Source organism: Bradyrhizobium sp. LA2.1, from assembly GCF_040547725.1.
Classification (GTDB): domain Bacteria; phylum Pseudomonadota; class Alphaproteobacteria; order Rhizobiales; family Xanthobacteraceae; genus Bradyrhizobium; species Bradyrhizobium barranii.
The window spans coordinates 133,410-158,038 of the sequence record NZ_JBEPQI010000026.1; the positions used below are offsets into that span (position 1 = coordinate 133,410).

General features: G+C 59.8%; 22 protein-coding genes, 1 tRNA gene and 1 pseudogene. 16 read left to right on the forward strand and 8 right to left on the reverse strand.

All coding sequences use genetic code 11. The features are described 5' to 3' along the window. Window positions 1-445 precede the first annotated feature (445 nt). Together ABIB95_RS37235 and ABIB95_RS37240 are read left to right on the forward strand one after the other, a co-directional pair. Window positions 446-530 (forward strand) — tRNA-Glu (locus ABIB95_RS37235). A gap of 895 nt (window positions 531-1,425) precedes the next feature. After that, a complete protein-coding gene (locus ABIB95_RS37240; protein WP_354247190.1) occupies window positions 1,426-1,746 on the forward strand; it encodes an ABC transporter substrate binding protein in 321 nt (106 codons plus the stop codon). A 239-nt stretch (window positions 1,747-1,985) separates the two neighbouring features. Here the strand turns inward: ABIB95_RS37240 and ABIB95_RS37245 are convergent, their stop codons facing one another. Next, window positions 1,986-2,114, reverse strand: a complete 129-nt coding sequence (locus ABIB95_RS37245) for a hypothetical protein (RefSeq protein WP_354247193.1) — start codon at window positions 2,112-2,114, stop codon at window positions 1,986-1,988. A gap of 430 nt (window positions 2,115-2,544) precedes the next feature. Further along, window positions 2,545-3,822, reverse strand: a complete 1,278-nt coding sequence (locus tag ABIB95_RS37250) for a complex I NDUFA9 subunit family protein (RefSeq protein WP_354247196.1) — start codon at window positions 3,820-3,822, stop codon at window positions 2,545-2,547. An 802-nt stretch (window positions 3,823-4,624) separates the two neighbouring features. On the opposite strand from ABIB95_RS37250, the gene ABIB95_RS37255 reads away from it, so the two are divergent. Continuing rightward, window positions 4,625-5,818 carry an aspartate kinase gene (locus ABIB95_RS37255; protein ID WP_354247199.1) on the forward strand — a complete coding sequence of 398 codons (1,194 nt, stop codon included), beginning with the start codon at window positions 4,625-4,627 and terminating at the stop codon, window positions 5,816-5,818. Window positions 5,819-5,973: 155 nt separating this feature from the next. Further along, window positions 5,974-6,810 carry a glycosyltransferase gene (locus ABIB95_RS37260; protein ID WP_354247201.1) on the forward strand — a complete coding sequence of 279 codons (837 nt, stop codon included), beginning with the start codon at window positions 5,974-5,976 and terminating at the stop codon, window positions 6,808-6,810. A 219-nt stretch (window positions 6,811-7,029) separates the two neighbouring features. Here the strand turns inward: ABIB95_RS37260 and ABIB95_RS37265 are convergent, their stop codons facing one another. After that, window positions 7,030-7,533, reverse strand: a complete 504-nt coding sequence (locus ABIB95_RS37265; RefSeq protein WP_354247204.1) for a MarR family transcriptional regulator — start codon at window positions 7,531-7,533, stop codon at window positions 7,030-7,032. Between the two features lie 144 nt (window positions 7,534-7,677). Between ABIB95_RS37265 and ABIB95_RS37270 the strand changes: the two genes are divergently transcribed. The 6 genes from ABIB95_RS37270 to ABIB95_RS37295 are packed head-to-tail and all read left to right on the forward strand — an operon-like array spanning window position 7,678 to window position 14,293. Continuing rightward, on the forward strand, window positions 7,678-8,808 hold the full coding sequence (locus ABIB95_RS37270) for an amidohydrolase family protein (protein WP_354247206.1): 1,131 nt from the start codon (window positions 7,678-7,680) through the stop codon (window positions 8,806-8,808). Beyond that, a complete protein-coding gene (locus tag ABIB95_RS37275) occupies window positions 8,805-9,908 on the forward strand; it encodes an amidohydrolase family protein (protein WP_354247209.1) in 1,104 nt (367 codons plus the stop codon). The genes ABIB95_RS37270 and ABIB95_RS37275 overlap by 4 nt, the downstream gene beginning before the upstream one ends. Further along, window positions 9,908-10,321, forward strand: a complete 414-nt coding sequence (locus ABIB95_RS37280) for a Rieske (2Fe-2S) protein (protein ID WP_354247212.1) — start codon at window positions 9,908-9,910, stop codon at window positions 10,319-10,321. Before ABIB95_RS37275 ends, ABIB95_RS37280 begins: the two co-directional genes overlap by 1 nt. 47 nt (window positions 10,322-10,368) lie before the next feature. Continuing rightward, entirely contained in the window at window positions 10,369-11,385 is a 1,017-nt protein-coding gene (locus ABIB95_RS37285; protein WP_224580631.1) for an ABC transporter substrate-binding protein, read from the forward strand. A gap of 7 nt (window positions 11,386-11,392) precedes the next feature. Next, window positions 11,393-13,156, forward strand: coding sequence for an ABC transporter permease (locus tag ABIB95_RS37290; protein WP_354247214.1), 1,764 nt, complete (start codon window positions 11,393-11,395; stop codon window positions 13,154-13,156). A gap of 18 nt (window positions 13,157-13,174) precedes the next feature. Further along, complete coding sequence (locus tag ABIB95_RS37295) at window positions 13,175-14,293, forward strand: ABC transporter ATP-binding protein (RefSeq protein WP_354247217.1); 1,119 nt, start codon at window positions 13,175-13,177, stop codon at window positions 14,291-14,293. Window positions 14,294-14,307: 14 nt separating this feature from the next. Here the strand turns inward: ABIB95_RS37295 and ABIB95_RS37300 are convergent, their stop codons facing one another. From ABIB95_RS37300 to ABIB95_RS37310, 3 genes are read right to left on the reverse strand one after another with little or no spacing between them, the layout of a single operon-like run. Then, a complete protein-coding gene (locus ABIB95_RS37300; protein ID WP_354247240.1) occupies window positions 14,308-14,754 on the reverse strand; it encodes an ABC transporter substrate-binding protein in 447 nt (148 codons plus the stop codon). Then, a complete protein-coding gene (locus tag ABIB95_RS37305) occupies window positions 14,672-15,361 on the reverse strand; it encodes an ABC transporter substrate-binding protein (protein WP_354247220.1) in 690 nt (229 codons plus the stop codon). The genes ABIB95_RS37300 and ABIB95_RS37305 overlap by 83 nt, the downstream gene beginning before the upstream one ends. Before the next feature lie 5 nt (window positions 15,362-15,366). Continuing rightward, on the reverse strand, window positions 15,367-16,695 hold the full coding sequence (locus ABIB95_RS37310; protein WP_354247223.1) for a Rieske 2Fe-2S domain-containing protein: 1,329 nt from the start codon (window positions 16,693-16,695) through the stop codon (window positions 15,367-15,369). Between the two features lie 156 nt (window positions 16,696-16,851). Between ABIB95_RS37310 and ABIB95_RS37315 the strand changes: the two genes are divergently transcribed. Beyond that, the gene (locus ABIB95_RS37315; protein WP_063985289.1) at window positions 16,852-17,331 is read left to right on the forward strand and encodes a MarR family winged helix-turn-helix transcriptional regulator; all 480 of its coding nucleotides are present in this window, start codon (window positions 16,852-16,854) and stop codon (window positions 17,329-17,331) included. Window positions 17,332-17,366: 35 nt separating this feature from the next. Here the strand turns inward: ABIB95_RS37315 and ABIB95_RS37320 are convergent. Continuing rightward, window positions 17,367-18,404, reverse strand: a pseudogene (locus tag ABIB95_RS37320) (aminotransferase class III-fold pyridoxal phosphate-dependent enzyme). Window positions 18,405-18,847: 443 nt separating this feature from the next. Here ABIB95_RS37320 and ABIB95_RS37325 point away from each other — a divergent pair. Beyond that, entirely contained in the window at window positions 18,848-19,285 is a 438-nt protein-coding gene (locus ABIB95_RS37325) for a YybH family protein (protein ID WP_354247226.1), read from the forward strand. A 292-nt stretch (window positions 19,286-19,577) separates the two neighbouring features. Here the strand turns inward: ABIB95_RS37325 and ABIB95_RS37330 are convergent, their stop codons facing one another. Beyond that, window positions 19,578-19,919 (reverse strand): hypothetical protein, encoded by a 342-nt coding sequence (locus ABIB95_RS37330; RefSeq protein WP_085398205.1) that lies wholly within the window; start codon window positions 19,917-19,919, stop codon window positions 19,578-19,580. A 417-nt stretch (window positions 19,920-20,336) separates the two neighbouring features. Between ABIB95_RS37330 and ABIB95_RS37335 the strand changes: the two genes are divergently transcribed. The 4 genes from ABIB95_RS37335 to ABIB95_RS37350 all read left to right on the forward strand — a co-directional run bounded on the left by ABIB95_RS37335 (window position 20,337) and on the right by ABIB95_RS37350 (window position 24,243). Beyond that, window positions 20,337-21,467 carry an ABC transporter substrate-binding protein gene (locus tag ABIB95_RS37335; RefSeq protein ID WP_085398206.1) on the forward strand — a complete coding sequence of 377 codons (1,131 nt, stop codon included), beginning with the start codon at window positions 20,337-20,339 and terminating at the stop codon, window positions 21,465-21,467. 101 nt (window positions 21,468-21,568) lie between these two features. Continuing rightward, window positions 21,569-22,507 (forward strand): ABC transporter permease, encoded by a 939-nt coding sequence (locus tag ABIB95_RS37340; protein WP_354247242.1) that lies wholly within the window; start codon window positions 21,569-21,571, stop codon window positions 22,505-22,507. Then, window positions 22,501-23,289, forward strand: coding sequence for an ABC transporter ATP-binding protein (locus ABIB95_RS37345; RefSeq protein WP_063985287.1), 789 nt, complete (start codon window positions 22,501-22,503; stop codon window positions 23,287-23,289). The genes ABIB95_RS37340 and ABIB95_RS37345 overlap by 7 nt, the downstream gene beginning before the upstream one ends. A 153-nt stretch (window positions 23,290-23,442) precedes the next feature. Continuing rightward, window positions 23,443-24,243, forward strand: a complete 801-nt coding sequence (locus ABIB95_RS37350) for a class I SAM-dependent methyltransferase (protein ID WP_354247230.1) — start codon at window positions 23,443-23,445, stop codon at window positions 24,241-24,243. Window positions 24,244-24,629: the final 386 nt, after the last annotated feature.

Below are 24,629 nucleotides of genomic sequence, written 5' to 3' on the forward strand. Positions count from 1 at the left end.
GTCAAGGCCCAAATCATTGATTTCGCAGCCCGCCTTCGCCCGTCGGGCTTCGGCGCGGCAGCCTTCGCCCGCTTCGCTTGCCATTTGTGGCGCTGGCTCGCCGAGCCGAAGCTCGCGAAGCGTGTCGGGACCAATCAAAAGCGAGTCGCTTAACCCATTGATTTATCGTGGCCTGCCAAAAATTCGCGAGTCGAGAAACCCAAGAATCATGAGTCGATTTTCACCAAAAGCCAAAACTCGTGAGTCGATAGGGGAAGCGCGCTCGATATTGAGTTCTGAGTTCGCGTTGCCCGCTAAATGTCGTAGGTCGAAGTCTCGTCAAAAGCAGCAACTAGCGGGTCGCGACTCGTGAACTAGGCCGCGAATTCTGACAAAAGCTCGCGCCAACCACCTAGTCCTTGATGGATGGAACTCCGCCTGAACCAGGGGCTCGGCTCTTGATCCTAGCCACAACTCCGGCGGCGAACTCACTCTTGCTGCTCAGCCCTCTCAAGGCTGAAACAGGGGTTCGATTCCCCTAGGGAGCGCCAGCAAGTGTTTTTCAGTCACTTACATCAACAAATAGCGGCGCTAGCGGCATTCGATAGCGGCAATTAGCGGGGCCGCCACGCTCGCCGGGCGAGTGCTTCGTGAAGTTGAATTTGGTTGGATATGGAAATCGACGAAAACCTGATCCGCCGCGACCTGACGTCGGCGCAACGGGCGAAAGCCGATCTCCAAGCGAAAGGCGGCTTGACGGCCTTATGGACAGTTTCGCTAAGGACACGGCGGCAAAATCTGGCAAGTCCGAGCGATCGATTGAGCGCGACGTAACCCGCGCCAAAGCGCTAGGCTCCGACCTTGATCGTGTCGCCGGGACGTCGCTGGAGAAGGAGCGCTTAACTGGACGCGCGGGCGTGCTGTAGACCACAGTAGCGCTTGTTCCAGATTTAACTTTCCGCGACGACATCAAGCTTAATCCGCGTCTTCGATTGCACCCGAGCTGCGGAGCGCTAACCTCTCTGCACCGGACATTGCCCCGTCCGGGTTCACCATGGCGAGGTCGTCGCGCCAAGATATTCGGCGCGGCGGCTTCGTTCATCTACCGCAACGGTATGAGCTTCATTTGGCGAATAAGCCCGACGATGACCGGTTCGATCTCGTTGAGATGCGACGACAGATCACGAACTTACGCTCGCAACACTCTGACAATCTTCTCGTCACATCGCGATTGAACCGCTTCTTCGTGAAGATTGCATTTTTATCTGAGCCGAAGGATGCAGCACACGCGCAGCACCTGCGGTCCGAATTCGCGCGGACGCTGCAAGGTATTGAAACGATCGTCACCCGGAGGCCATCTGCGAAGCGATCTGGTATCGTTAAGCGGCCCAAGTAATACTAACGAGGGTGCGCTCTTGCGCTCGTCGGGTCCGGGGCCGATGGTCGATGGAGTCGCGAACGTGTCCTCGTTTCGCGTATCGAAGCCGCATCGCAGCGTTGGCGTTGATGCACCGCATTTCGAGCTTCGCGACATCGCCGGATTTCGTCGGGGAAGGTGGTCTACTCGCTTACGGTGCGTCGAGACGGCGTCTTTTTATTCGATCAGATTACTACGTCAAAAGAATCCTTGGGGGGGCACGAGCCAGCGACTTGCCCGTCGAACAGCCGACGCGGGTCGAGTTATGGATCAACGTTAGAACTGCAAAAGCGCTCAAGCTCGTAGTTCCGACGACACTACTCGCACAAGCTGACCAAATAATTGAGTAGACGCAAAAGACGTCTATTGGCACGAGCCCGACCAGTCGCGTTGGTCTGGCAAATTCCGTTCACGCGAGTAGACCGGAAGTCACCGGCTCAAAGGTAGACCGGTGCGTACGACCCGGACATTGGCGCGGGACTTCTGTCCTGGGCTTTTCGTTAGGACCACGGCGGCTCTTCGCTCGCCCCGATTGCCTCGTGGTCGATTGTGAAGCCCGCCGAACGCAGACCTGTCAGCAACACAGTTCTTACAGAGGCAGATCGAAACCAATATCCTTGGCGTTTGGTGGATGTGCCTCGCTGCCCTTCAATCGGAGCGTCAAGTGCAATTGCTCGCAAAGGTGCCGAACCACGAGATTGACCTGATCGTCAGTCATGATCTGCTTTTCCCGCTACCATCTTGCGACCCAACTGGTAGCACTTCTGATAGCCCTACACGCAGCGACCCCGCCTCGCGAGTCGCGTGGTAGGGCCGCCTGCCGTCCGGACTTGGGCTGGATGAGCCGAGCCGGCCAACTCAATTTATTCCCGGTCAAAGTGAAGAGGTGACTGCGCAAAAGGAGCACTCCGTTGGGTATCCTAATGTGACAGATCGATTGTCCTAATTCGGACAGCTCCAGGCGGCTGGCCGCACGCTAAGGGTTCACTCGGGAGGGGCATTCCCCTTCGGCTCTTGTAAAAACTTTGGCGGATGAACTGACCCCTGAGCTGCGACCATCGATCTATCGGGCCTAGTGCGCGACCTCGGAGGTAAGCCGCTTCCCGACATCAGTAGTCACATCGTGACACGGTAACGAAGTCTCAACCCTACCTGGCTCGACCCTTATTTGTGTTTTGAGTTTCCTCGTCTGTATGCTTGAGCATCGCTTTGAGTTCTTCTTCGAGCGATCGCGGCGAAATTCCGAGTGAACCGAATCCCGGCCGGCTGCCCGAGACCATCGTGTCGATCTGCATAAGCTCAACCTGATTGCGCGTGAGCGGCGGGTACGGCAGGATCTCAGCGAGGCCGGCGGCGGCGTTCCAGAAAGCAAAGGGTACTCGCACCAGCATTGGCCGCAATCCGGCGGTGCGCGCAATGGTCCGCAACAGCTCGCCGTATGAGTAAACGCGCGGGCCGGCCAGTTCGTAGATTGGAAACGGTCTTTGTGTTTGCCGCAGGACCTGTGCGATCGCCGCGGCGACGTCGTCCACGTACACCGGCTGAAGCCTCGTCCTGCCGTCGCCGAATAGCGGATAAGCCGGCAGGGTCCGAAGCAGCCCAAGAATTGTCGTGAGAAAGGCGTCGTCCGGCGCGAACATTACCGCCGGGCGGATAACGACTGCGCCAGGGAATGCCGCTTGCACAGCCACCTCGCCCTCGCCGCGATTGCGAATATAGGGCGAAGGCGATGTGGGGTCAGCGCCTATGCCTGATAGGTGCACAAACCGTTTGACCCCGGCCCGCCGTGCCACTCCAGCGATCCTGGCGGCCGCTTCGACGTGCACCGAATGAAATGTGTCGCCTCCATGCTCGGTGTAAAGGCTGATCGCGTTGACGACGCCGTCGGCACCCATAACGGCGGCCTCTACAGAGCGCTCGTCATGGGCATCAGCGATGACCTGTTCCGCGTTGTCGCCCTCGGCCCGCGCAGGATGCCGTGAGGCTATACGCACCGTAACGGTGGAGACGCTCAAATGGCGCACAACGCGACAACCAACGAAGCCGGTCCCCCCAAACACGGTCACGCGGTTCATTCCCCGGTCCATCCCACGATCCTGCGCAACGTTCTGTATTGACCCGCCGAGCGCCGCGTGCACTGCCTCAGTGGCCTCCGCCGGCGAACTGCCTTTGTTGAGATGATGTGAGATCACATCAATCAGAATTTGCGCTGCAGGGCCGACCGTTTGCCACTCTTTCCCAGCTTGATCGATTAGCGGCTGCGCCTCATTATAGAGCGTTTCCGCCTGTTCGATGATCGGATGTGCCTTACTGAGAAGATCGATCAGCGCCTTGGTCGCGGGCAATGACCGCTCAATTTGTTCAAGCTGCGCGTCGCTGAGACCGGAAACGTGACCAATGACTTCAATGAGCAAGTGTTTCAGCATAGCGCAACCTTGCTGGTAGCGACGCACTAACTCAGGGCAACCAAGCGAAAGTAGGCACGGGCTCGGGGGGCGTCAGTTGTTGTCTCAGCCGACAAGGGCCCGGCCGCCAAGCTCTCGGAGCTTGGAACAATCGCGCGCAATGGTGGATGATATTTGATCCACATCGATTATGTCCAGCATCTGGACCCAAATTTTCGTTAGCTGCCTTGGGCAAGGCCTTTGGGGAGTGCAAGGCTGACAAGTCTTGGAACGTCCTAGAAAACACGACGTCGGGCCACTCTGTTAGTACACATCCGGCGGGGCCGCCTTGCCGAAAGAGGCGCGGTATTGAGAACTGTCCTGATGGACGGTGATGGGCTCAGTGCCCAAGTCGAACGGCTTGAAGCGGTGGAGACGGGTCGGCGGCACCGCTGGTCCGAGGACGTGCGTGTGGCCATTTCCCGGCGAAACCGGTACGACACTTTCATTCAGGGATTATTTTCGGGTCGGCAGGACCTTTAGCGTTACCCAGCCGATCTTGTCGTGACCGCCAATCTTCCGCCAAGAAAAACGATTCTTGTATCGAATACTTGGAGAGCTGTGAAAGGCGATGAGCGGAGAGGTACGTGGGCAACCGCGTGCACTGGCCTATTCTCTGAACCTCAGAGACGCGCTGGCGCGCGGAAAAAACGTCGCGAAATTCGATAGGGGTGATCCAATCTTTGCGCGGACCGCAAGCAGTTCTGGAGCTAGATGCATGAAACTATCCGGCGGAGCGAAGCGAACATCAAGCCACCGCTCATACAACTGCCGTCGCACGTAAATGCGCAACGATCCGACCATCGTGCAAAAATACGGCGGCGTCTGTCTAGAAACCCCGGAAAAAATCCGCGCGGTTGCGAGGAGCCTCGCCGATTTGCACAGCCGTGGTCATCGCGTCGTGGCGATCGTTTCAGCGATGGGTAAGACGACCGACGAACTAATTAAGGCGGCTTATCAAGTAAGCCCGCATCCCAACCGCCGCGAACTTGATATGTTGCTAACGACCGGTGAGCGCATCAGCATGTCGTTGATGAGCATGGCCCTGTCTGATCTCGGTGCGCCAGCCATTAGTTTTACCGGGAGTCAGGCCGGTGTAATGACAGACGAATCTCATTCTTCCGCGCGAATTTTAGATGTGCGGCCTGCGCGCGTGCTCGAAGAACTCGGTCGCGGACGCATCGTGGTTTTAGCGGGCTTTCAAGGCGTGAATCCGCGAACCAAAGAGATCACCACACTAGGCAGGGGCGGCAGCGACACAACTGCAGTCGCCATGGCTGCGGCGCTAAAGGCCGAGCGCTGTGAAATTATCAAAGAGGTCGACGGAATTTGCTCGGCCGATCCGCGCATCGTGGCGAACGCAAAGCCATTGCGCCGGCTGGATTTTGCATCCCTATCCGAAATTTGTTTTTGGGGCGCCAAGGTTCTGCATTTTCGCAGCGTGGAGCTGGCACAAAGCCAAAACATCCCTTTGTATTTGCGAAAATGGGGCAATTCCGAACACAGCACGCGAGTGATGAAAGAGGTTATCGGAATGGAAACCGGAAAAATTCTGGCCGTCAACTCGATGGCTCGTATTGAGCATGTGGAGATCGCTTCGACGAATCTCAGTCACGGTTTTGAGAAATTTGCGCAGCATCTCAAGCAAAACGGCCTATCTTGGCCGCAAGTCCTCGCCTCGGCTTTCACCGCCGGAAAAACGCGCATCATGATGACTTGCGAGTCGGAATCGCTCGACACTCTGCTGCGCACGCTGGAAAGGAGCAAGGACTTGCGCAAAGAGCGTGAGACTTTAAGTTCGGTGAGCCTTACTTGCTTCGGCGGCGTTTCTTCAGACTTGCCATTTCAGGCGATACAAATTCTGCAATCCCGCGGGATTGTCGTTGAAAAATACGTTCTATCACCACATTCGATAAATTTGTTCGTTCCCGTGGAGACCCGCGAGGCCGCGGTCACGGCCTTGCATTCGCTGATCTAACGACCTCTTCGAGAAGATGTCACGAAATCCCGTAAGGGGAGGGATGGTCAAGAGGGGCGGGTCGCCAGCTCGATGCGGCGACAACGAGAATTCTTAATCTTGGCGATACGCGCCCATCATTGGTGTCAATTCATTAAAGTCGCGAGGCGATGATTATGCCGGGCACCATTGGTTGGCTACTTCGCGAGGGCGAGCGAATCATTGCTTGCAACACAGGCTTATTAGGTCACAAGCACCTTTTAATCGGCATCACCCGCGTTCGTAACGAAGCGCTTATTCTCAGAGACACACTGGACTACGTCGGCAAGCACGTCGATGCGATAGTCGCTTATGATGACGCGAGCACGGATCGTACGCTGGAGATTCTATGCGAACACCCAAAAGTCGCTCTGATCGTGACAAATCGGTCGTGGGAAGCGGAGGTCGAGGCACGCCGGATTGCCGAGGGGCGGCATCGCGGCCTCTTGTTGCAGACGGCGCGCGAACATTTGCAGTTCGACTGGGTGTTTTGCTTCGATGCGGATGAGCGCGTTACCGGAGATTTACGCGGATTCATAGAAGGAACGCATTCCAGCGAGTGCGACGGCGTGCGGGTTCAACTGTTCGACGCCTATATGACTCCTGGGGATCATGCACCCTATCAGGCCGATTGCGAACTGTTGGACTTTCGTCGTTTCTTCGGTCCGGAACGGCGAGACATTCTGATGTTGTGGCGAAACCGGTTGGAGGTCACCTTCGCAGAGCACCATGCGCGCGAGCCGGGTGGCGTTGAACGCGTGGCGACTGGCCTCTATTGCCAACACTACGGCAAATCGTTGTCGATCGACCATTGGGAAGAGACCTGCGACTACTACATGCGACACTTTCCGTTCGATACCTACGGACGAAAATGGCGCGAGCGCAAAGGTCGAGCAATCCACACCCAATCGGACTTCATGCGGCCGTTGTACGAGTGGGGTGACAGGCTCTTCGCGAATGCGATCAAGATGTGATTGTCCGAGATCAAGCCTAGCCACGTCTACGAATTGTTGCGGCCGATCTCGGTTGAAAAGCGAGAGACGGCTACAACTTTCAGAACAATGCACCACCTAGCAGGACTTTGGGGGCGATCCGAAACCGCCGGTCGAGACGGGATATCCTATCGAGAAACGTTCTGCGGGTTGGACTTGAGCATCGTAGCTCACTTGATCCTTCCGCTGGTCTGTGATCCGTTAGTGCTCCCAATCAGCATGATCCAAGGCATTAGAAAGCTGAAGCAAAAGTTGCGACAATTGTTTTTTGTCGGCGATTGGGAAATCTTTGAATAGCCGAGCCTCGCGCTTACGCGAGGCTTCGGCCATTCTCGTGGCGAAATCTCTACCTTCGCCGGTAAGCTTGGCGATAGCGGCTCTGCCACGGGAGCGAGTCTGCTCGATCGAGATCAGCCCTCGATCCGCCAGGATGGCGAGACTGCGACTTGCTGCAGCCTTGTCGACGTCGGCAGCGTCGGAAAGTTCACTGACATTGAGGGATTCGATGCTCTTGAGCGTCATGAGAAGACGCCATTCCACGATGCCGATATTCCAGGCCGCGCGGTAATACGCGGTCGCGCCTCTGTTGAGGCGCATGCCGAGGGTCGACACCAGCACGGCGACATGTTCACGGGCCAGCATTCCGGCATTCCGGGAACGTTCGTCCGAAGCTTTCTCCCTCTCGATTTTCTTGGTCGCCGGCATTTTCGAAGATCTCCAATGGACTTCGTTCCAAGTCCCGCATTTTGCAGTGCATTGATCCAGATCAAATTTCTTGACAAAACATTTATTGACATATCAACATAGAGCCCAATCTCCCAATTCCAAGAAAAAAGTGGCGAGAGTGACATGGAAGGAAACGGCTTGGTCGCCGGTCTTGATCAGGCGAGGACGTATGCCGGCGCAATCGATTGCGACCTTCACCCGGCGGTGCCCGGAATGGGCGTCCTCCTGCCATATCTGGACGACTATTGGCGCGAGATGGTCTCCGTCCGCGCGCTCGATCGTCTCAATCTGAGCCTGACCAGCTATCCGCAGAACTCGCCACTATCCTGTCGTCCGGACTGGCTTCTCCCGGGCGGCGCGAAGGCGGGCTCCTCGCTCGAAGCGATGCAGGACCATGTGCTCGATCGGTTTCGACCGCGCTATGGAATTCTAAACTGTCTCTACGGCGCGCAGGTCCTTCACAGTGAGGATATGGCGGCAGCGTTCTGCCGAGCGACCAACGACTGGATCAGGGATCACTGGCTCAACCGAGATCCGCGGCTCCGCGCCTCGATCGTGATCCCGTCGCACAACGCGGAACTCGCCGTGGCGGAAATCGACCGCCGTGCCGACGACTTCCGCTTCGTGCAGGTGCTCATGCTGGTGTCCGGTGAAACGACGCTGGGCCGGCGGCATCTCTGGCCCATCTACGAACGCGCCGAGCGCCTCGGCCTGACGATCGGAATTCATGCAGGAAGCGCCTATCGATATGCGCCTACCGCCGTCGGGTGGCCGTCATACTATGTCGAGGACTATGTGGCGCAATCCGCCGCATTCGAGAGCCAGCTTCAAAGCCTGATATCGGAAGGTGTGTTCGCGAAGTTCCCCGGGCTCAAGGTCGTTGCAATCGAATCCGGGTTGACGTGGCTGAGCGGGTTCATCTGGCGCGCCGACAAGACATGGAAAGGCGTGCGAGCCGAAGTTCCGTGGGTCACGCGCACGCCGTCGGAGATCATCCGCAACAATGTGCGTTTCACGGTGCAGCCGGTCGATGCGGCGGACGAGGGTGAGGCCATCATGCGGCTCGCCGATCACATCAAGTCGGACGAACTGTTCCTGTTCTCGACGGACTATCCGCATTGGCATTTCGACGGGGATGCGGTTCTCTCCGGCCGGCTCCCTGATGCGCTTTTCCGCAAGATCACCAGTGAAAATGCGCTCGCCACTTACTCGCGATTGGCCACGGCCGATCAGATCATGGAGGTTGTGCCATGAGCACCGTTGAACTGGAACGGCCACGGGCCTCGAACTACAAGCTGAAAGTCATCGATTGCGACATCCATCCGGCGATGACGTCCTGGACCGAGGTGCATCCTTATCTGGAAAGGCAATGGATCGAGCATCTCACGGTCTATGGCAGTCACCTGCGCCACGCCTTCTCCGAGGCACTGTCGCATCCGCGCATGTCGCCCGACGCCGCGCGGATCGATGCCTATCCGGAGGAGGGCGGGCCGCCGGGATCGAGTCTTGAACTGATGAAGAAACAGCACCTCGATCCGAACGGGATCGAGGTGGGCATGTTGATACCCCTGCGGTGGAATCCGGGCAGTCAGAGAAATCTCGACCTTGGCGTCGCATTGACCCGCGCGATGAATACCTGGCAGGTCGAACGCTGGGTGAAGCAGGAGCCGCGTTTGAGGGCCTCGGTGCTGATCGCCCAGGAGGACACGGTTGCCTCCGTCGCCGAGATCGATTCCAGGGGAGGGGATCCCAACTTTACCCAGATCCTGATCCTGCCCAAGACGGACGAGCCGCTTGGACGCCGGCGCTACTGGCCGATCTATGAGGCGGCCGTGCGCAACAACCTGCCGATCACGATTCATGTCGGCGGCACCAATGGCCATCCGTCGACCGGCGGCGGATGGACATCCTATTACATGGAGGAACATCACTCGGTCGCCCAGACCATGCAGGCGGTCGTGGCCAGCCTTGTCTTCGAAGGGGTCCTGGCGCGCTTTCCCGAGTTGCGCGTCGTGATCATGGAGGGCGGGTTGGGCTGGGTGCCGTCGCTCAATGCGCGCATGGACAAGCACTGGGCGCGGCTTCGGGGCGAGGTTCCTCATGTGAAGAAGCCGCCGTCGGAATATGTGCGCGAGCAGGTGTGGTTCAGCACGCAGCCGATGGAAGAGCCGGCGACGTCAGCTGAATTGATCGATCTGTTCGACAGGATTGGATGGGATCGGCTGCTGTTTTCCACCGACTACCCGCATTGGGATTTCGACGATCCGCGCTACGCGTTTCGCGCCAACCTCACGCAAGCCCAGCGCGAGCAGCTTCTCTACGAGAATGCGCGCAAGTTCTACAGGTTGGACTGATGGCGCGGCATGTGGTTGCGACCGTGGATCAGATCCCGCCGGGCCAGCGCCTGCTGGTCCAGGTCAACGGACGCGAGATCGGCATTTTCAATGTCGGGGGCGAGTATTTCGCCGTCGGCAATCGTTGCCCGCATGAGGGGGCGTCCTTGTGCAAAGGGCGCATCGTCGGGCTCGTCGAGGCGACGGGGCCTGGTGATTATCAATACAGCCGTCGTGATGAGTTGTTGCGCTGCCCGTGGCATGGCTGGGAATTCGATCTGCGAACCGGGCGGTCATGGTGCGAGCCAGATCGCACCAAGGTCCGAAGCTATGAGCTGAAAGTCGAGTCCGGAGGCGCGCTGATCGAAGGCGAGCTGCGCGCCGAAACGTTTCAGGTCACGATCGACAAGCAATATGTTGTCTTGGAAGTCTGAAGACCAGTGAATCAATTAAGCAAATAAAAGCGCATTGGGAGGAGTAAGTGTTGTTCAAGCTAGGGATGTCGGCGGCTGTCGCCTGTTTCGTGGGTCTGTTGAGCTCCGCGCAAGCCGAGGACGGTTCTTGGGACAAGGTCATCGAGGCCGCCAAGAAGGAAGGCAAGGTCGTGGTCTACAACATGGCCTTGGGCGCTCCCTACTTCACGGCTGTCCTCAAGTCGTTCGAAGCGAAGTACGGAATTCCGGTCGAGAGTCTCGACCTCCGTGCCAGTGAGCTCTCCGAGCGCATCCGCACCGAGCAGGCGGCCGGCCGCTTCCTGGGCGACGCGGAAATGGTCACGACGACCATGATCGAGGAGCAACTCAAGAACGGCGATTTCGTGCAGAAACTGCCGCCAATCCCGAATGCCGCCCATTTGCGACCGCCGTTCAAGGCCAATGAATACAGCGTGCCGGCCTTCATGCAGCCGATGGGCATCCTCATCAACACGCGGCTGGTGAAGGAGCAGGACATCCCGACGAGCTGGAACGATCTCAACGATCCCAAATGGAAGGGCAAGATCCTCTCGGACGACATGCGGCCGCTCGGCAGCGGGAATACCATGTTCGCCATCCTGGAAAAGACCATGGGCACCGACTTCAACCAGAAGCTCGCCGAGCAAAAGCCCGTGTTCAGCCGCGATATGCGAAACGACGCGCGGCGCGTCGCTCGCGGCGAGTACGCCATCTATATCCCGCAGATCTTTGCCTTCACGTCCGATCTGAAGGGGCTGCCGGTGAAAGTCGTGATTCCGAAGGAGGGGGCACCTTTCGCGGAGATGGATCTCGCGGTGCTCAGGAACGCGCCGCATCCCAACGCTGCGCGTTTGTTCATCGACCACTTCCTCAGCGTCGAGTCGCAATTGCTCTACGCCAACGCCTGGATGCTTCCGGTGAACGCCGCGGCCGCCGAGCGCGCCAATCCGGACGCGCAGCAGTTCGTGAATGCCAAGATCATCGGTCCCGCCAAGCTGGCTGAGCGCTCCTCGATGATGGATCTCGCCAAGAAGCTTTACCCCTGAGAGACCCATGAGCGTTTCAGCCGGAGAGGGAGTGAACAATCTCGTCGAGAGGCGTACGGCGAGCCTGAGCGGGATCGGGCGGTGGCTGCAGGCGACTGCGGCAGGCCGCCTTGCGGCGCTCGCTCTGCTCGTCGTCGTTCTCGCCTTCCTTTCCGTCTATCCGCTGTCGATGCTGCTCTTTGGAAGCCTGCATTCGACGCCGCCGGGAATGGCCGGCACTTTCAATCTGGACGGATATCGCGACGTCATCACGCTGCAAAGCGCGGTGACACTCCTCAACACCGTCGGCATATCCCTGGCCAAGACCATCCCTTCGGTAATCCTGGCCGTTCTGCTCGCCTGGATACTGGCGCGAACCGACACGCCATTCCGGGCGGCTCTGGAAGTCCTGATCACGCTGCCATTCTTCATTCCCCCCATCCTGACCGCAATGGCGTGGGGCATGCTCGGCAATCCGCAGGTCGGATTGCTCAATCAGCTCTATCAGTGGGTTACGGGATCGGAGACAGCGCCGATCAACGTCTATTCATATGGCGGCGTGGTCTGGCACATGATGCAGTATTCCGTGCCGTTCCTGTTTCTTCTTATCGTGGACGCCTTCCGAGCGATGGATCCGAGTCTCGAAGAAGCAGCGACCATGTGCGGCGCATCACGCCTGCGAACTTTTCGCTCTGTCACGCTGCAACTTATGCTGCCCGCGCTGACCGGTGCGGCCATCCTGAGCTTCATTCGCGGCATCGAGAATTTCGAGTCGCCGCTCTTCTTCGGCTCACCGGCGGGAATTAGGGTCATCACGACGGACATCTACGACTCGATCAACCAGCGGTCGCCGCCGCAATATCAGTATGCAACCGCGATCAGCTTCGTCATCATGGCGCTATTGTTCCTGATCGTTCTTCTGCAGCGGCGGATGCTGCGCGGCCGAAGTTTTCAGACCATCACTGGCAAGGGCTATTCGCCTTCGGTGATGAAACTCGGTGCATGGCGATGGGCAACCTTTGCCTTTTGCGTTCTGTTCTTTGTGGTGACGGTGGTTCTCCCGGTCGGACAACTCGTCATCGGCTCGTTCTTCAAGTTCTTCGGGTTCTACCAGTGGGACATGCTGACACTCGAGCACTATCAGGCGGTATTCGGCAGCAGCGAGTTCTGGCGCGGGTTCAGCAACACAATGTTCCTGGGCCTCGTCGGCGCCACGCTGACGATGTTGCTCGGCGCAACCGTCGCCTATGTCTCGGTCCGAACGAAGTGGCGAGGCCGGTTGCTGATAGATTCGATGGCTTGGCTGCCATGGATGATGCCCGGCATCGTCCTTGGTGTCGGGTTTCTCTGGGGGTTTGCTCTGCTGCCTCACGCGATTCCGATCTACGGCACGATCTGGGCGCTGCTGCTGGCCTATATTTCGCTTGGGACGCCGCTTTCGGTGCGCGCCATGTCGAGCGCATATGCGCAGCTTTCGTTCGACCTCGAGGAGTGCTCCCGGGTGCATGGCGCAAGCTGGCTGCAAACCATGAGGCGCATCGTCCTTGCCCTGGCTTGGCCTTCCTTCGCCGTTGGATGGGTGCTGGTGTTCTTCGGCATCATGCGCGAGCTGAGCGCATCCGTTCTGCTCTACTCCGTCGGGTCCGAGGTGCTGTCTGTCGTGCTGCTGAAGCTGTGGGCGAACGGCAACGCGGAGCAGGTCAGTGTCATCGGGCTCATCATGATGGCTCTCGTGATCGTCTTCCGGTGGGTTCAACTCAAGTTCATCAGCAGCCGTATCGGTGGAATGTGACCAGGCTTGGATCGTGCCATGTCGAATGTCGTTCTTGAGAAGGTAAGCCGGAGCTTCGGTGATTTCGTCGCGGTCGACGGCGTCGACCTGCGCGTCAGCGAGGGTGAATTCGTCACCCTGCTGGGGCCGTCGGGGTGCGGCAAGACCACCACGTTGCGGATGGTCGCGGGCCTCGAGCAAAATTCCGGCGGCCGCATCAGCATCGGCAACGAGATCGTCAGCGATGCGGCTCGCGGCGTCTTTGTTCCGTCGGAGCGCCGGCGGCTCGGCATGGTCTTCCAGTCATACGCGATCTGGCCGCACATGACCGTCTTCGAGAACGTCGCCTATCCGCTGCGGGTGCGCCGCAAATCCGCGGCCGAGATACGCGATCTCGTCGCCAAGGCACTCCGCCTCGTCGAAATGCAGGATTTCGCCGAGCGGCCGGCACCGGCGCTGTCCGGCGGCCAGCAGCAGCGAGTGGCGATCGCGCGGGCCCTCGTCTTCGAACCCAAGGTGCTGCTGCTCGACGAGCCGCTCAGCAATCTCGACGCAAAGCTCCGTCTGCAGATGGGCGACGAGTTCCGTTCGATCCAAAGACGGCTCGGGATGACGAGCCTGTACGTGACACATGATCAGGCCGAAGCGATGGCGTTGTCCGACCGCGTGGTCGTGATGGATCGCGGCCGAATCCAGCAGATCGGAGCGCCCGAGGAGATCTATCGCTATCCCGCAAACCGGATCGTGGCGGCCTTCTTCGGGACACCGAACCTGCTCGAGGCCAGTGTGGAGGCCTGCACGCGGATCGACGATCATCGGGTGCGGCTCAACGTCGTCGGCAAGGGCTGGCGTGGAGCGTGCCAGTCGGCAAGCGAGATCCGGCCCGGGCGGCCCGTGACCGTCATGGTTCGTCCCGAGGACGCCCGTATCGCGGCCCCAGATGCGGCTCACAGTGACCACGAGCTTCGATGGTCCGGACAGATTGCGCATACGATCTTCCGCGGTCCGATCCGGTCGGTCGTGGTGCAGACCGACGATAGCCGCCTCAATGTCGATGCGCCGCCGTTCGGTGGCTTCTCCGTCGGAGACAATGTGACCGTCGTCGTTCCGCAGCAGTCGGCTTGGGCTGTGCCGGAGCAGGCCGGCGCAGCCCCTTAAGCCGGGAATGCCTCTCAGCGATAGATCTGCTGAGCCAAAGACAGCATCTCGTTCATGCGTTCTGGATCCGTGGTGCCGAGAAGCTTCGTTGTTTCGATTTGTGCCACCGCGGGATCGACACCGGTCAGCGCGTCCGCCGTGGTCGGCAGCAGCCCGAGCCTCGCAAGGTTCTGCTGCATCGTCTTGCCCAGATAGTATTCCATCAGCAGCCGCGCCGCGTTGGGGTGGGGTGCATTCTTCAGCAGCGCGAGATCGTAGCCGACATAGGGCAGCCCCTCCTTCGGCGCGATGAACTTGACCGGGAGGCCCTTGAGTTCGAGCAGCGACGTCAGGCTGTCGGGGATGTAGAGCGGAAGTTCGCCGCGCGCTACGCGGCGCTCATTTGCGGGTATCTCCCGGCTGAACTTCAGGTCCTGCTGCGCAAGCTTCTCGTGGAACGCGCGCCCGTAGAGGTCCTGCAGGACCGAGAAAGAGTACGCCGCCGCCGCCGAGCGTCCGCAGATCGTCGCTGAGGATTTTTCCTTTCCAGCGCGGATCCGTCAGGTCGAGCCAGCTTTTCGGCTCGTCCGCCGGCTTGACCAGCATGGTATTCGCCAGGATGCCGTAGACGATGGCAAAGACAGGGAGCCGCATGCCGTCGCTTGGGAAGTCCGTCTTGAGACGGCCGAGGCTGGGGAGGGGGCCGTGCGGTTCGAAGACACGCTCCTCCTTGATCTGCAGCGTGGTCGTGGTCCGCCCGTTCTCGGAGACGTCGGCTGCGTTGCGGCCCGCGGCCTGCTCGATGCGGATGCGCTCCCGGACTTCGCTCGCGCGTGCTTCGAGAATGTCCACGGTGATTCCGTAGGCGGACTCGAAGTCCTTCTTGAGCTCCTTGTGCGCGGCAAGGCCGACGAACGCGCTGTAGAGCACCACGCGGCCTTCCTTCTTTGCGGCGGCGACCAGCGAGGACCATTCACTCTCCGCTCTCGACGGAGCCATGATCGACGGCAGGATCGAAGAGGCCGTCAGTCCAAACACCGTAGCGCGGCGCGTGATGCGCGCGCGCTTTTCCCGGTCCGGCGTGGCCATTGTCGCTACTCCGCAGCTTGCGGGCTCGGGGCACGCCAGCGAATGGCGGTCTTCAGCTTGTCCTGATAGGCCTCGAGCCAGTCGATCTTCGCGTCAGCGTAGTAGGAGCCCGCGCGCGCGTTCCAGAACACCTCGGCATCGTCGACGCCGGGCGGCACGGTGCCGCTGTTGGCGAATGCCCGTGCCGCGTTGAGCAGGCGCCGCCTCGTCCGCGCGATCATCACGTCGCTCGGCGCGAGATGTTCCTTGGTGTGATCGACGATCGGCCCCATGCTTTCCGTGACGGCCTGATCCTGCATCACGATGTTACGGATGCCCGTGTAGATCTTGTTGGTGCGCTGAGCTTCGCGATCGATCTGCCAGTCGTTGCCGATGTTCTGGACCGCACGCCAGCGCCCATACCAGTCCGTGGTGTTGGGCAGATAATCCAGACCGTCGGCCCCGGGGATGCCGCCACCGGATTTCAGCTTGGAGCTCGAGTAAGTCGCCCCCTTGGCGCGGCCGCCATAGATCGAGATCAGCATCGTGTGGGTGTCGTCCATGGGCACCCACGCCTTGGCGACCACGTGGTCGGCAAAGTCGGCGTTCGGGGTCTGGGTCCAGAACGGCAGTGAGAAATGCGCCATGCGCCAGTGCATTCGATCGTCCGCTTCCGGCCGAAACGCGCCGTACATCGTGCCCCAGTCGGTCTCGGTGACCTTGTACTCCGGCGCTCGGTTGGAAACCGTGTGACGGGCCGGGTGGCCTTCCTCGAAATCATCAGGGTTGATGTGTCCGGCATGCAGGAAGCCGAAATGCGACGTGTCGATATCGCCTTCGAGGCCCTGGAGCCAATTGGCTTCGCGCTGGAGGATGGTGACTGTCAGATCCTGCTTCGGAACGAACAGCGCTTCGTGCATCGGCATCGGCGGCGCCTCGGCCCGCGCGCCCATGTAAACCCAGATGAGGCCCGCGCACTCGCGAACCCTGTAGCTTTTTGCACGGACCTTTTCCTTGAAATCCTGCGGAGGGGGGACGTTCGGCATTTCGAGGCAGCGGCCGTCAACGTCGAACTTCCAGCCGTGATAGACGCAACGGATGCCGTCCTGCTCGTTACGGCCGAGGAACAGCGAGGCACAGCGGTGCGGACATTGGTGATCCAACACGCCAACCCGGCCCGAGCTGTCACGGAAGGCAATGAGCTGCTCACCGAGCAGCATCAAGCGCATTGGATCGCCGTCGACTGATAGTTCCGAAGAAAGAGCGGCGGGTATCCAGTATTGCCGCATCATCTCGCCCATGACCGTACCTGGGCCAACCAGCGTCAGATCCTGGCCGTCAGTCGATTTCGACATGGTGATCCTCCCTAGCTCTTTTGAATGCTTATTATTTGCATTATGCAAGTAATTCGGTCCTGCGTCAATGACGCGATCGTCCGGAAAGCGAGCGGTTGAGTGGTGCAGTGCAACTCGTTATGGTTCTGCTCCCATCACCGCGAGCAAATCTTCTTGATGAACAAGGTCAGCACGATCCTCCCGCTCGAGAATTGGACCGGATACCGGTTCGGTCTCATCGCTTCGCGGCTGGGCAGCTTCATCTCCCCCATGTACGAAGATCGTTACGAGCTGACGATGCCGGCCTGGCGAAGCCTCGCGGTCATTGCCAGGCATCAGCCGCTGACGGCCACGCAACTTGCGACATTGACCTCGTCCGATGCGTTCAAGGTCGCGCGCTCCATCGAATTGCTGGTGCGTCGAGGGCTGATTCATCGTGACGTGGATAAGGCAGACCGCCGCCGCGCCAGCCTGAGCCTCACGACCGATGGCCGCAAGGTCTACAAGGATATCGAGAAATTCGTGGTTCGGGTCGAGCGCAAGCTCATGGCCGCGCTCGATCCGCACGAAGTCGAGGTTTTGAGGCGAAGCCTCGACAAGCTCGATCAGCAACTGGAGACCGAGATCAAAGCGCAGGGCCGCGAGAAATTCCTGTAACGGTCTCCGGCGGCCCCTGTTTGCGCCTCAGTATCTTACAATGTCCGGATGCTGTTCTTGATGCCGTCGGCGATCTGACCAATCTGCTCCTCGTTGACGATAAGAGGCGGCGACAGGATCAGTGTATCGCCAACAGCGCGAACAAAGATCCCATTTTCGAAACAATGGTTCGCCACGGCGCGGGCCCGTTGACCAGGAGCATTCGGGGCAGCTTTGATCTCTACGGCCCCGAGTAGCCCGAGGTTGCGGATATCGCGGACCACGCCGCCGGCGCCTCTGATGTCGTGAATGGCGGCTTCTCATGTCCCGGCGATGCGCGCGACTTTCTCGAAGATGCCTTCCTCCTGATAGACATCGAGGGTGGCAATTGCGGCGGCGCAGGCAAGGGGGTGGCCGGAGTAGGTGTAGCCGTGGGCGAGCTCGACCGAAGCCTCCGGCCCCTGCGACATGGCCTCGTGCACATGATGATGAACCAGCACGCCTCCCATGGGAACGGCGCCGTTACTCATCCCTTTCGCGCAGGTGATGAGATCCGGCGTGACTCCGAGAGCCTGTGCGGAAAAGGGCGCTCCCAGTCTTCCGAAGCCGGTGACGACCTCATCGAAGATCAGCAGGATGCCGTGCTTGCTGGTGATCTCGCGCAGCCGCTTGAGATAGCCCTTGGGCGGCGGCGGCAGCACGCCGCCGGCTCCGGCGACCGGCTCGACGATCACGGCTGCGACCGTCGAGGGGTCCATCGCGGTCAGGAGACCTTCCAGCGTATCTGCAAATTCGACGCCGTGCTCGGGCTCGCCCTTGCTGAACGCATTTCGCGCGAGATCATGTGTGTGAGGAAGGTGTGACACCCCCGGAAGCATGACGCCGAACTGCGCCCGCTGCCATCCGATGCCCGAGACCGAGAGTCCGCCGAATCCCATTCCATGGTAACTGCGCTGGCGCCCGATCAGGCGCTGGCGATGGCCTTCGCCGCGCGCCCTGTGATAGGCCAGCGCCATCTTCAGCGCGGTATCGACCGCTTCGGAGCCGGATCCGGCAAGGAAAGTATGGTCAAACCCTTCCGGCGCGATCTCCAACGCGGCAAAGTCAGCTAAGGGCCAAAAGGCGAATTACACCGTGACCAGCTCGGGGATTTCCGGTCTAGGCAATGTGTGCGCGTCGCTCTCTCCCATTTGTCAACGTGGTTGACGGTAATTGCCCGGAATTGCTGTTCCGCGAACTATTGGATGGACTCTTCCGGCAACCAGCTGAATTTGCCTTCGCAAAACTGGTCGTGGTGGTTGAAGTTCGGCGCGTGGACCGGATGCATTAGCGATGTCATGACGCGCGATATGGACTCCCGAGGTGAACGGCGCCGTTGAAGTTGCCATCGCCTGCACCTCTTTCGTAATGAAACAATGGCCGGCCACAGCGCGACCGGCGACGGTGTAGTCATGCTGGCGGGAGCGCAGCCGCGGCAGACGACCGGAGAGATGATCTAATCATTCGGGAAAGGCGTTATCCAACAGAGGAGTATCCTATGAAGTTGGCTCAAACATCAACACTACTCATTTGTCTGCTCGGCGCGCCGGGAATTTCGTTGGCCGCGGACGCCAAGGGGGACGTGGAGAAGGCTTACGCCGCTTGGGATGCCGCATTTAATAAGCACGACGAGAAAGCCATCGGCGCCTCCTATGTCGCGACGGCAAAATTGATGCCGCCCACACATCAGGTCGCGTCGGGGCCGGCCGAGATCGAGAAGTACTTTGCCGGACTCTTCGCGAGCGGTGTGACGGATCACAAGTTGGAGATGATCGATGCCGGCGGAGACGACAAGGTAGTCTTCGGCACAGCCAAGTGGAGCGCTACGGGTAAGGACAAGGAGGGCAAGCCGTCTCCCTTCAGTGGTTTGGCGACGCACGTCTTCGAACGCCAAGCCGACGGATCGCTCAAATTGAGGCTGCAAACATTCAACTAAAGCGGTCGAAGCTTAATCGGTCCGGCGAGGCGGCGGCCTTACCGGACGCCCAAAAGGGCTACTTGTCTCCGGTGCAAGATATGTCCGGGTTGGATCAAACTGCGACTTAACGGGGAGGGCAGTTCTTGGCGAAACGCGGACATTTGCCCTGATCGGCACGTCTCCGAAGAGCCAAGATCAGAGTGATCGTCGCATTCGGTCGCGGCGTGGACTTGCTACCTACGATGACGTGAGGATTCCGCAGCTATCCTCTCATACAACGCCACCTCTACGCGCTAGTGCGGCAGAAGAGCTATCTGCTGGGGTCATTTGGAGCAACGGCCTCCTCGAACAGCTCAACCTTACCGCGCGTGTTGTCTGTTACCGCAAAAACCTCGTAAAAATCGATCTGCGGCTTCATGCCGTAGCGCTGGATGATGCCCTCGAGCCACGGCCCGGTGTAGAACGCCGTAGCGTCCTCGATACGCTCCCACTGGTACACGCCGCCCGCCCAGCCGCTTTCGGACCAGATGAAGTGCTTGCTGATCAGCCCCGTCACCCCGCGGAAGTTGGGGGCGATCTTGTGAAAGTGCTCGCGACACGCGGCGTGGTCGATCTGCGGCGGCAGTGTGTATCGTACAACGGCGGTAATCATGCGACCTCCTTGTAAGTATACCCCGGCGCAACATTGATGCCATTCCCGGGATCAAGCTAGCGAAGCGGGAAGCCGACCATTCCAGAGCATGCTGAACTTAGCGTCGAAGTTCAGCCTATCCTGCATGATCTCGGTCCAGGCGTTGCTCAATTCGCGCAACGCAGGCTCCATGATATTGACCATCTACTCGCGCCGATCGCGATCAAATGCGACAGACGCCGCCGTGAGTAGGTCAACACGATTGACAAGAGCCTTAATCGCCGCGCGGCTATCTCCTTCCAATTTTTTGCGTTAATGTGAAGCTCTTCACACCTGCGTAGCAGACGGGCTCGGATGATGCCCAAAGAGAGGTGAGCTAAGGCCCCGCAAAGCGCCGCCCAGTTCTATTCCATTCACACGCGAGTTTGGGAGTGACACATGGAAAAGCGCGAAATTGGCAACAGCTTGACGAAAGGTCTGTCCGAAGCGAAGCGGGGCGCCTTCTCCCGCCGCTCGGTGTTGACGTTGGTTTGCACCCTCGGCGCCACGGCGCCGCTTGGAATGTTTGGAGCGGCTCGCGCGCTGACGGCATCCGGGACTGGATCGCTGTCTTATATTCCCGGCGAGCCTCTTATTTGTCGCGCCGCAGCGAGCAGTGAAGAGCTGCAGGGCCCACCTCGCCAACTCAAACTCGCCTGGAATGCGAACGCGGCGTGCACCGTCGCTGCGGCAGTCGCAAAGGAGCGGGGTATCTTCGCCAAGCACAACCTCGATGTCGAATTCGTCAATTTCGGCGGTTCGACCGACCAGTTGTTGGAGGCGATTGCAACTGGCAAGGCGGATGCCGGTTTGGGATTGGCCCTGCGCTGGCTCAAACCGCTGGAGCAAGGTTTCGACGTTCGGATCACCGCCGGTGTGCACGGCGGCTGCATCCGGCTCCTCGGCTCCAAGGCTGCGAATATTGACAGCCTGGAATCCCTGCGCGGCAAGGCCATCGGGATTAGCGATCAAGCGAGCCCAGCGAAGAACTTCTTTTCGATCTACCTCGCCAAAAAGGGCATCGATCCGGCCCAAGAGGTAGAGTGGCGCCAGTACCCGGCCAATCTGCTCGCGCTTGCCGTCGACAAGGGCGAAGTGCAGGCTCTGGCCGAGATAGATCCGCTGCCCTACCTCTGGCTCAAGGAAGGCAAACTCAACGAGATCGCGACGAACTTGACGGGTGAATTCGCCGACCGCACCTGCTGCGTTCTCGCGATACGTGGCAGCCTCACCCGAAGCGAAATGCCGGTGGCGGCCGCTCTGACCCGATCGATACTGGAGGGGGCAGACCTAGTTGCCAGCGATCCCGCCGATGCCGCAGCAATCTATTCGGGCTACGGCGGGAGAGGATCCGTAGAGGATCTCGCCACCATGTATCGTAGCCATACTCACCACAATCACCCGGTCGGGGCCACGCTCAAGAAGCAGCTTCTACTCTACACCGACGAACTCAAGGCAGTGAACGTCATGAAGCGAAGCACTGACCCGGCCAAGTTCGCCGAGCGGATTTATCTTGACGTTCTAAGCTGAGCCGATTGGGAAGATCCGCAGTGAGCTCGGTCATCGATGAAGTGCCGAGGCCATCAGAGAAATCGGGTTTCGGCTTTTTTGAAAGTTCGACCACTCGGTCGTTGATCGGCGGACTGTCTGTTGCCGCCGCATGGTCTATGGTCGCCGTGCTCACTGCGCTCTGGCCGGATAAGCCCGAGAGCGATTGGGCCTACACGGGCGGCTTCGCGATTGCCTGCGGCGCGTTGGCCCTTGCGCTCGCCCTGGCAGCCTTTGCCGGCGTTCGTTTTGTTGCTTTTCAGCGTCTCCAGCGGCTCTCCCCGTGGCTGTTTGCGCTCGCGCTGTTTTTTGCTGCCTGGGAGGCCGTCACAGCAAAGCTTGGATTGCTGCCGTTGCCGTTCTTTCCGCCGCCGCAGGCCATTGTCGAAGTCGTAATCGATGATTGGGGGCGGCTGGCTGAAGGCATCTTCGCCTCAGCGCGTCTGCTCGCGACCGGTTACTTTCTCGGTGCGACGGTGGGGTTCGTAACCGGCGTGGCGATCGGCTGGTCGCGGCTCGCCGGTTATTGGATCCACCCAGTTTTGCGGTTCATCGGGCCGCTGCCCGCGACAGCTTGGCTGCCGCTCGCATTTTTCGTTTTCCCGTCGAGCTTCAGCGCTAGCATTTTCCTGATTGCGCTCGCCACCGGGTTTCCGGTCACCGTGCTGACCTGGTCGGGCGTCGCCTGCGTGAAGAGCGCCTATTACGATATTGCGCGGACATTGGGAGCAACCCAGCGCTTCCTCGTGCTCAAGGTTGCCATTCCGGCGGCAATGCCACATGTCTTTGTTGGCCTGTTCATGGGTCTCGGCAATTCGTTTGCGGTTCTTGTCGTAGCCGAGATGCTGGGCGTGAAGGCGGGGCTCGGCTGGTACCTGCAATGGGCGCAAGGTTGGGCGGCCTATGCCAATATGTACGCCGCGCTGCTGCTCATGGCGTTCTTGTGCTCAGGGCTGATCACGCTGCTGTTCCGCTTGCGGGACCGCCTGCTATCCTGGCAGAAAGGTCTGGTGCGATGGTAGCGGCGATCGCAAGCGATCACGCGGTCCGTGGATCGACGCTAACGCTCCGCGAAGTGAGCCACAGCTTCGATCTCGAAGGGCAGCCCCTGCCGGTATTGGACCGCATCAGCCTTCAGGTCGGCCGCGGCGAATTTGTCGCTCTCCTGGGGCCGAGTGGGTGCGGAAAATCGACCCTGCTGCGGCTGGTCGCGGGGCTCGACACTCCAACAGCCGGCTCCCTGCTAGCGGAGGGAAGAGAGATCGAAGCACCCGATCCGTCGCGTGTCGTCGTTTTTCAAGACCCAACGCTCTATCCATGGCGGACGGTACGGAGCAACGTTGCGCTCGGTCTGGAAGCCCGCGGGTTGCTACGCACTCATGGCGGGCGTATCGAAGACGCCTTGCGCCTGGTGGGGCTCACGGGCTTCGCCAATGCCTACCCGCACCAGCTTTCCGGTGGCATGGCGCAACGCGCGGCTCTGGCGCGTGCGCTTGTCAACGACCCAAAGCTGCTCATTCTCGACGAACCTTTGGGCCAGCTCGACTCGCTGACTCGCATCGCGATGCAGGCGGAACTCGTATCACTTTGGCAGCGCTCGCGCTTCACGGCGCTGATGGTCACGCACGATGTCGAGGAGGCGCTATTGCTTGCTGGCCGTGTCATCGTGCTGAGCGACCGGCCTGCACGGGTCAAGGCTGAAGTCGTCAACAGCCAGCCCTATCCTCGCCACCGGGGCGATCCGCACTTCGTTGAGCTTCGTCGCGAGGTGTTTGGGCAACTCGGCCTCGATGAGGCATGGTAGCCCTCAAAAGGAGCTCGCCGTGACGGATCTTCTCATACGCATCCACAGAGCAAGCAGCACGGCGTTCTCGCCGCGATCGCAATGCGATTGTGTTAGCGGCTGTGCAGCCACCTCGTGGAGATCTAAAAATCTGGGAAGCGCACGGAGACTTCGATGACCTCAGAATTCAACGTCCACAGCGCCGCGGGCTATGAGCAGCTCATGGGCCGCTGGAGCCGAAGACTCGCGCGGAAATTCATCGACTTCACAGGGATTTCCGACGGCGAAAGGATTCTCGAGATCGGCTGCGGCACCGGTAGCTTGACCTTCACGCTCGCCAAAGCCGCCGACCTCGCCGAGATTACCGCGGTCGACTATTCGCCAATCTTTGTCGAGGAGGTAATCCGGCGCAACACAAACCCGCGAATAAAAGTCCGACAGGCGGATGCCTGCGCCCTGCCCTTCGAGGGCGGCACGTTCGATCGCGCTTTGGCGCTTCTCGTGCTCCAGTTCGTTCCCGAAGCCGGTAAGGCAGTAGCCGAGATGCGCCGCGTCGTTCGGCCGGGCGGCGTGGTCGCGGCAGCGGTGTGGGATCATCTCGGCGGGATGCCCGGCATGCGCATGATGGTCGACACGGTGGCGGCACTCGGTGAAAGCGGGCGCCAGCTGCGCAGTCGCTATTGCTTTCAACCAATGATGCAGCCGGACGAACTGAGACGGACTTTTGCCGAACAGGGTCTCGTGAGCATTGCGGAAGTAGAGCTGATGATCCGCATGGACTACAAAAGCTTTGCCGACTATTGGACGCCGATTGCCGCTGGCGAAGGGCCGCTCGGCAAGTATGTGGCAGCGCTCGACGCTGCGGAGCGAGCGCGCGCCGACGCCGCCGTGCGCGATGCCTACGAGTCCGGCCGGCCCGACGGCCCGAGGTCCTTTGCAAACGTCGCGTGGGCGTGCAGAGGCATCGTTCCCTAACTCGACGGCCAGAGCGGTCTCTTCCGAGGTCCTGACTATCTGAGTGCCCGGGTGGAAAGTCGATGAACGTCTGGGCTTAACCAGGACGAGCAGGCTTGCTGCTCTGCTACGCGGATACGAGAAGATTGGCGAAGTGGAAATTTTTCATTTTCTGCTTGAAGTCAGGTGAGTGAGCGTCTATGCGTTTTCCGGCGTTGCCCGTCTGTCGGGCGCTCTCTTTGGCCTAGATGCCAAGGGAAGCATGCACGCTCTTGATGCTCCTCACCTTGTTGAGTGACACAACAGTCGACATAAGTCGATTGGAGTTCATTCATCGTCGGTAAGGGTGTCGGAACCCTTCCACTCTGGAAGGTTGGGACCTCCTGGTCCCGGGCTGTTTGACAAGT

What these genes read in the sequence shown, in the direction of transcription:
- ABIB95_RS37240 (WP_354247190.1), top strand. Translation starts at nt 1,426, where the DNA reads ATGGAGTCGCGAACGTGTCCTCGTTTCGCGTATCGAAGCCGCATCGCA.
- ABIB95_RS37245 (WP_354247193.1), bottom strand. Translation starts at nt 2,114, where the DNA reads ATGACTGACGATCAGGTCAATCTCGTGGTTCGGCACCTTTGCGAGCAA.
- ABIB95_RS37250 (WP_354247196.1), bottom strand. Translation starts at nt 3,822, where the DNA reads ATGCTGAAACACTTGCTCATTGAAGTCATTGGTCACGTTTCCGGTCTC.
- ABIB95_RS37255 (WP_354247199.1), top strand. Translation starts at nt 4,625, where the DNA reads ATGCGCAACGATCCGACCATCGTGCAAAAATACGGCGGCGTCTGTCTA.
- ABIB95_RS37260 (WP_354247201.1), top strand. Translation starts at nt 5,974, where the DNA reads ATGCCGGGCACCATTGGTTGGCTACTTCGCGAGGGCGAGCGAATCATT.
- ABIB95_RS37265 (WP_354247204.1), bottom strand. Translation starts at nt 7,533, where the DNA reads ATGCCGGCGACCAAGAAAATCGAGAGGGAGAAAGCTTCGGACGAACGT.
- ABIB95_RS37270 (WP_354247206.1), top strand. Translation starts at nt 7,678, where the DNA reads ATGGAAGGAAACGGCTTGGTCGCCGGTCTTGATCAGGCGAGGACGTAT.
- ABIB95_RS37275 (WP_354247209.1), top strand. Translation starts at nt 8,805, where the DNA reads ATGAGCACCGTTGAACTGGAACGGCCACGGGCCTCGAACTACAAGCTG.
- ABIB95_RS37280 (WP_354247212.1), top strand. Translation starts at nt 9,908, where the DNA reads ATGGCGCGGCATGTGGTTGCGACCGTGGATCAGATCCCGCCGGGCCAG.
- ABIB95_RS37290 (WP_354247214.1), top strand. Translation starts at nt 11,393, where the DNA reads ATGAGCGTTTCAGCCGGAGAGGGAGTGAACAATCTCGTCGAGAGGCGT.
- ABIB95_RS37295 (WP_354247217.1), top strand. Translation starts at nt 13,175, where the DNA reads ATGTCGAATGTCGTTCTTGAGAAGGTAAGCCGGAGCTTCGGTGATTTC.
- ABIB95_RS37305 (WP_354247220.1), bottom strand. Translation starts at nt 15,361, where the DNA reads ATGGCCACGCCGGACCGGGAAAAGCGCGCGCGCATCACGCGCCGCGCT.
- ABIB95_RS37310 (WP_354247223.1), bottom strand. Translation starts at nt 16,695, where the DNA reads ATGTCGAAATCGACTGACGGCCAGGATCTGACGCTGGTTGGCCCAGGT.
- ABIB95_RS37315 (WP_063985289.1), top strand. Translation starts at nt 16,852, where the DNA reads ATGAACAAGGTCAGCACGATCCTCCCGCTCGAGAATTGGACCGGATAC.
- ABIB95_RS37325 (WP_354247226.1), top strand. Translation starts at nt 18,848, where the DNA reads ATGAAGTTGGCTCAAACATCAACACTACTCATTTGTCTGCTCGGCGCG.
- ABIB95_RS37330 (WP_085398205.1), bottom strand. Translation starts at nt 19,919, where the DNA reads ATGATTACCGCCGTTGTACGATACACACTGCCGCCGCAGATCGACCAC.
- ABIB95_RS37335 (WP_085398206.1), top strand. Translation starts at nt 20,337, where the DNA reads ATGGAAAAGCGCGAAATTGGCAACAGCTTGACGAAAGGTCTGTCCGAA.
- ABIB95_RS37345 (WP_063985287.1), top strand. Translation starts at nt 22,501, where the DNA reads ATGGTAGCGGCGATCGCAAGCGATCACGCGGTCCGTGGATCGACGCTA.
- ABIB95_RS37350 (WP_354247230.1), top strand. Translation starts at nt 23,443, where the DNA reads ATGACCTCAGAATTCAACGTCCACAGCGCCGCGGGCTATGAGCAGCTC.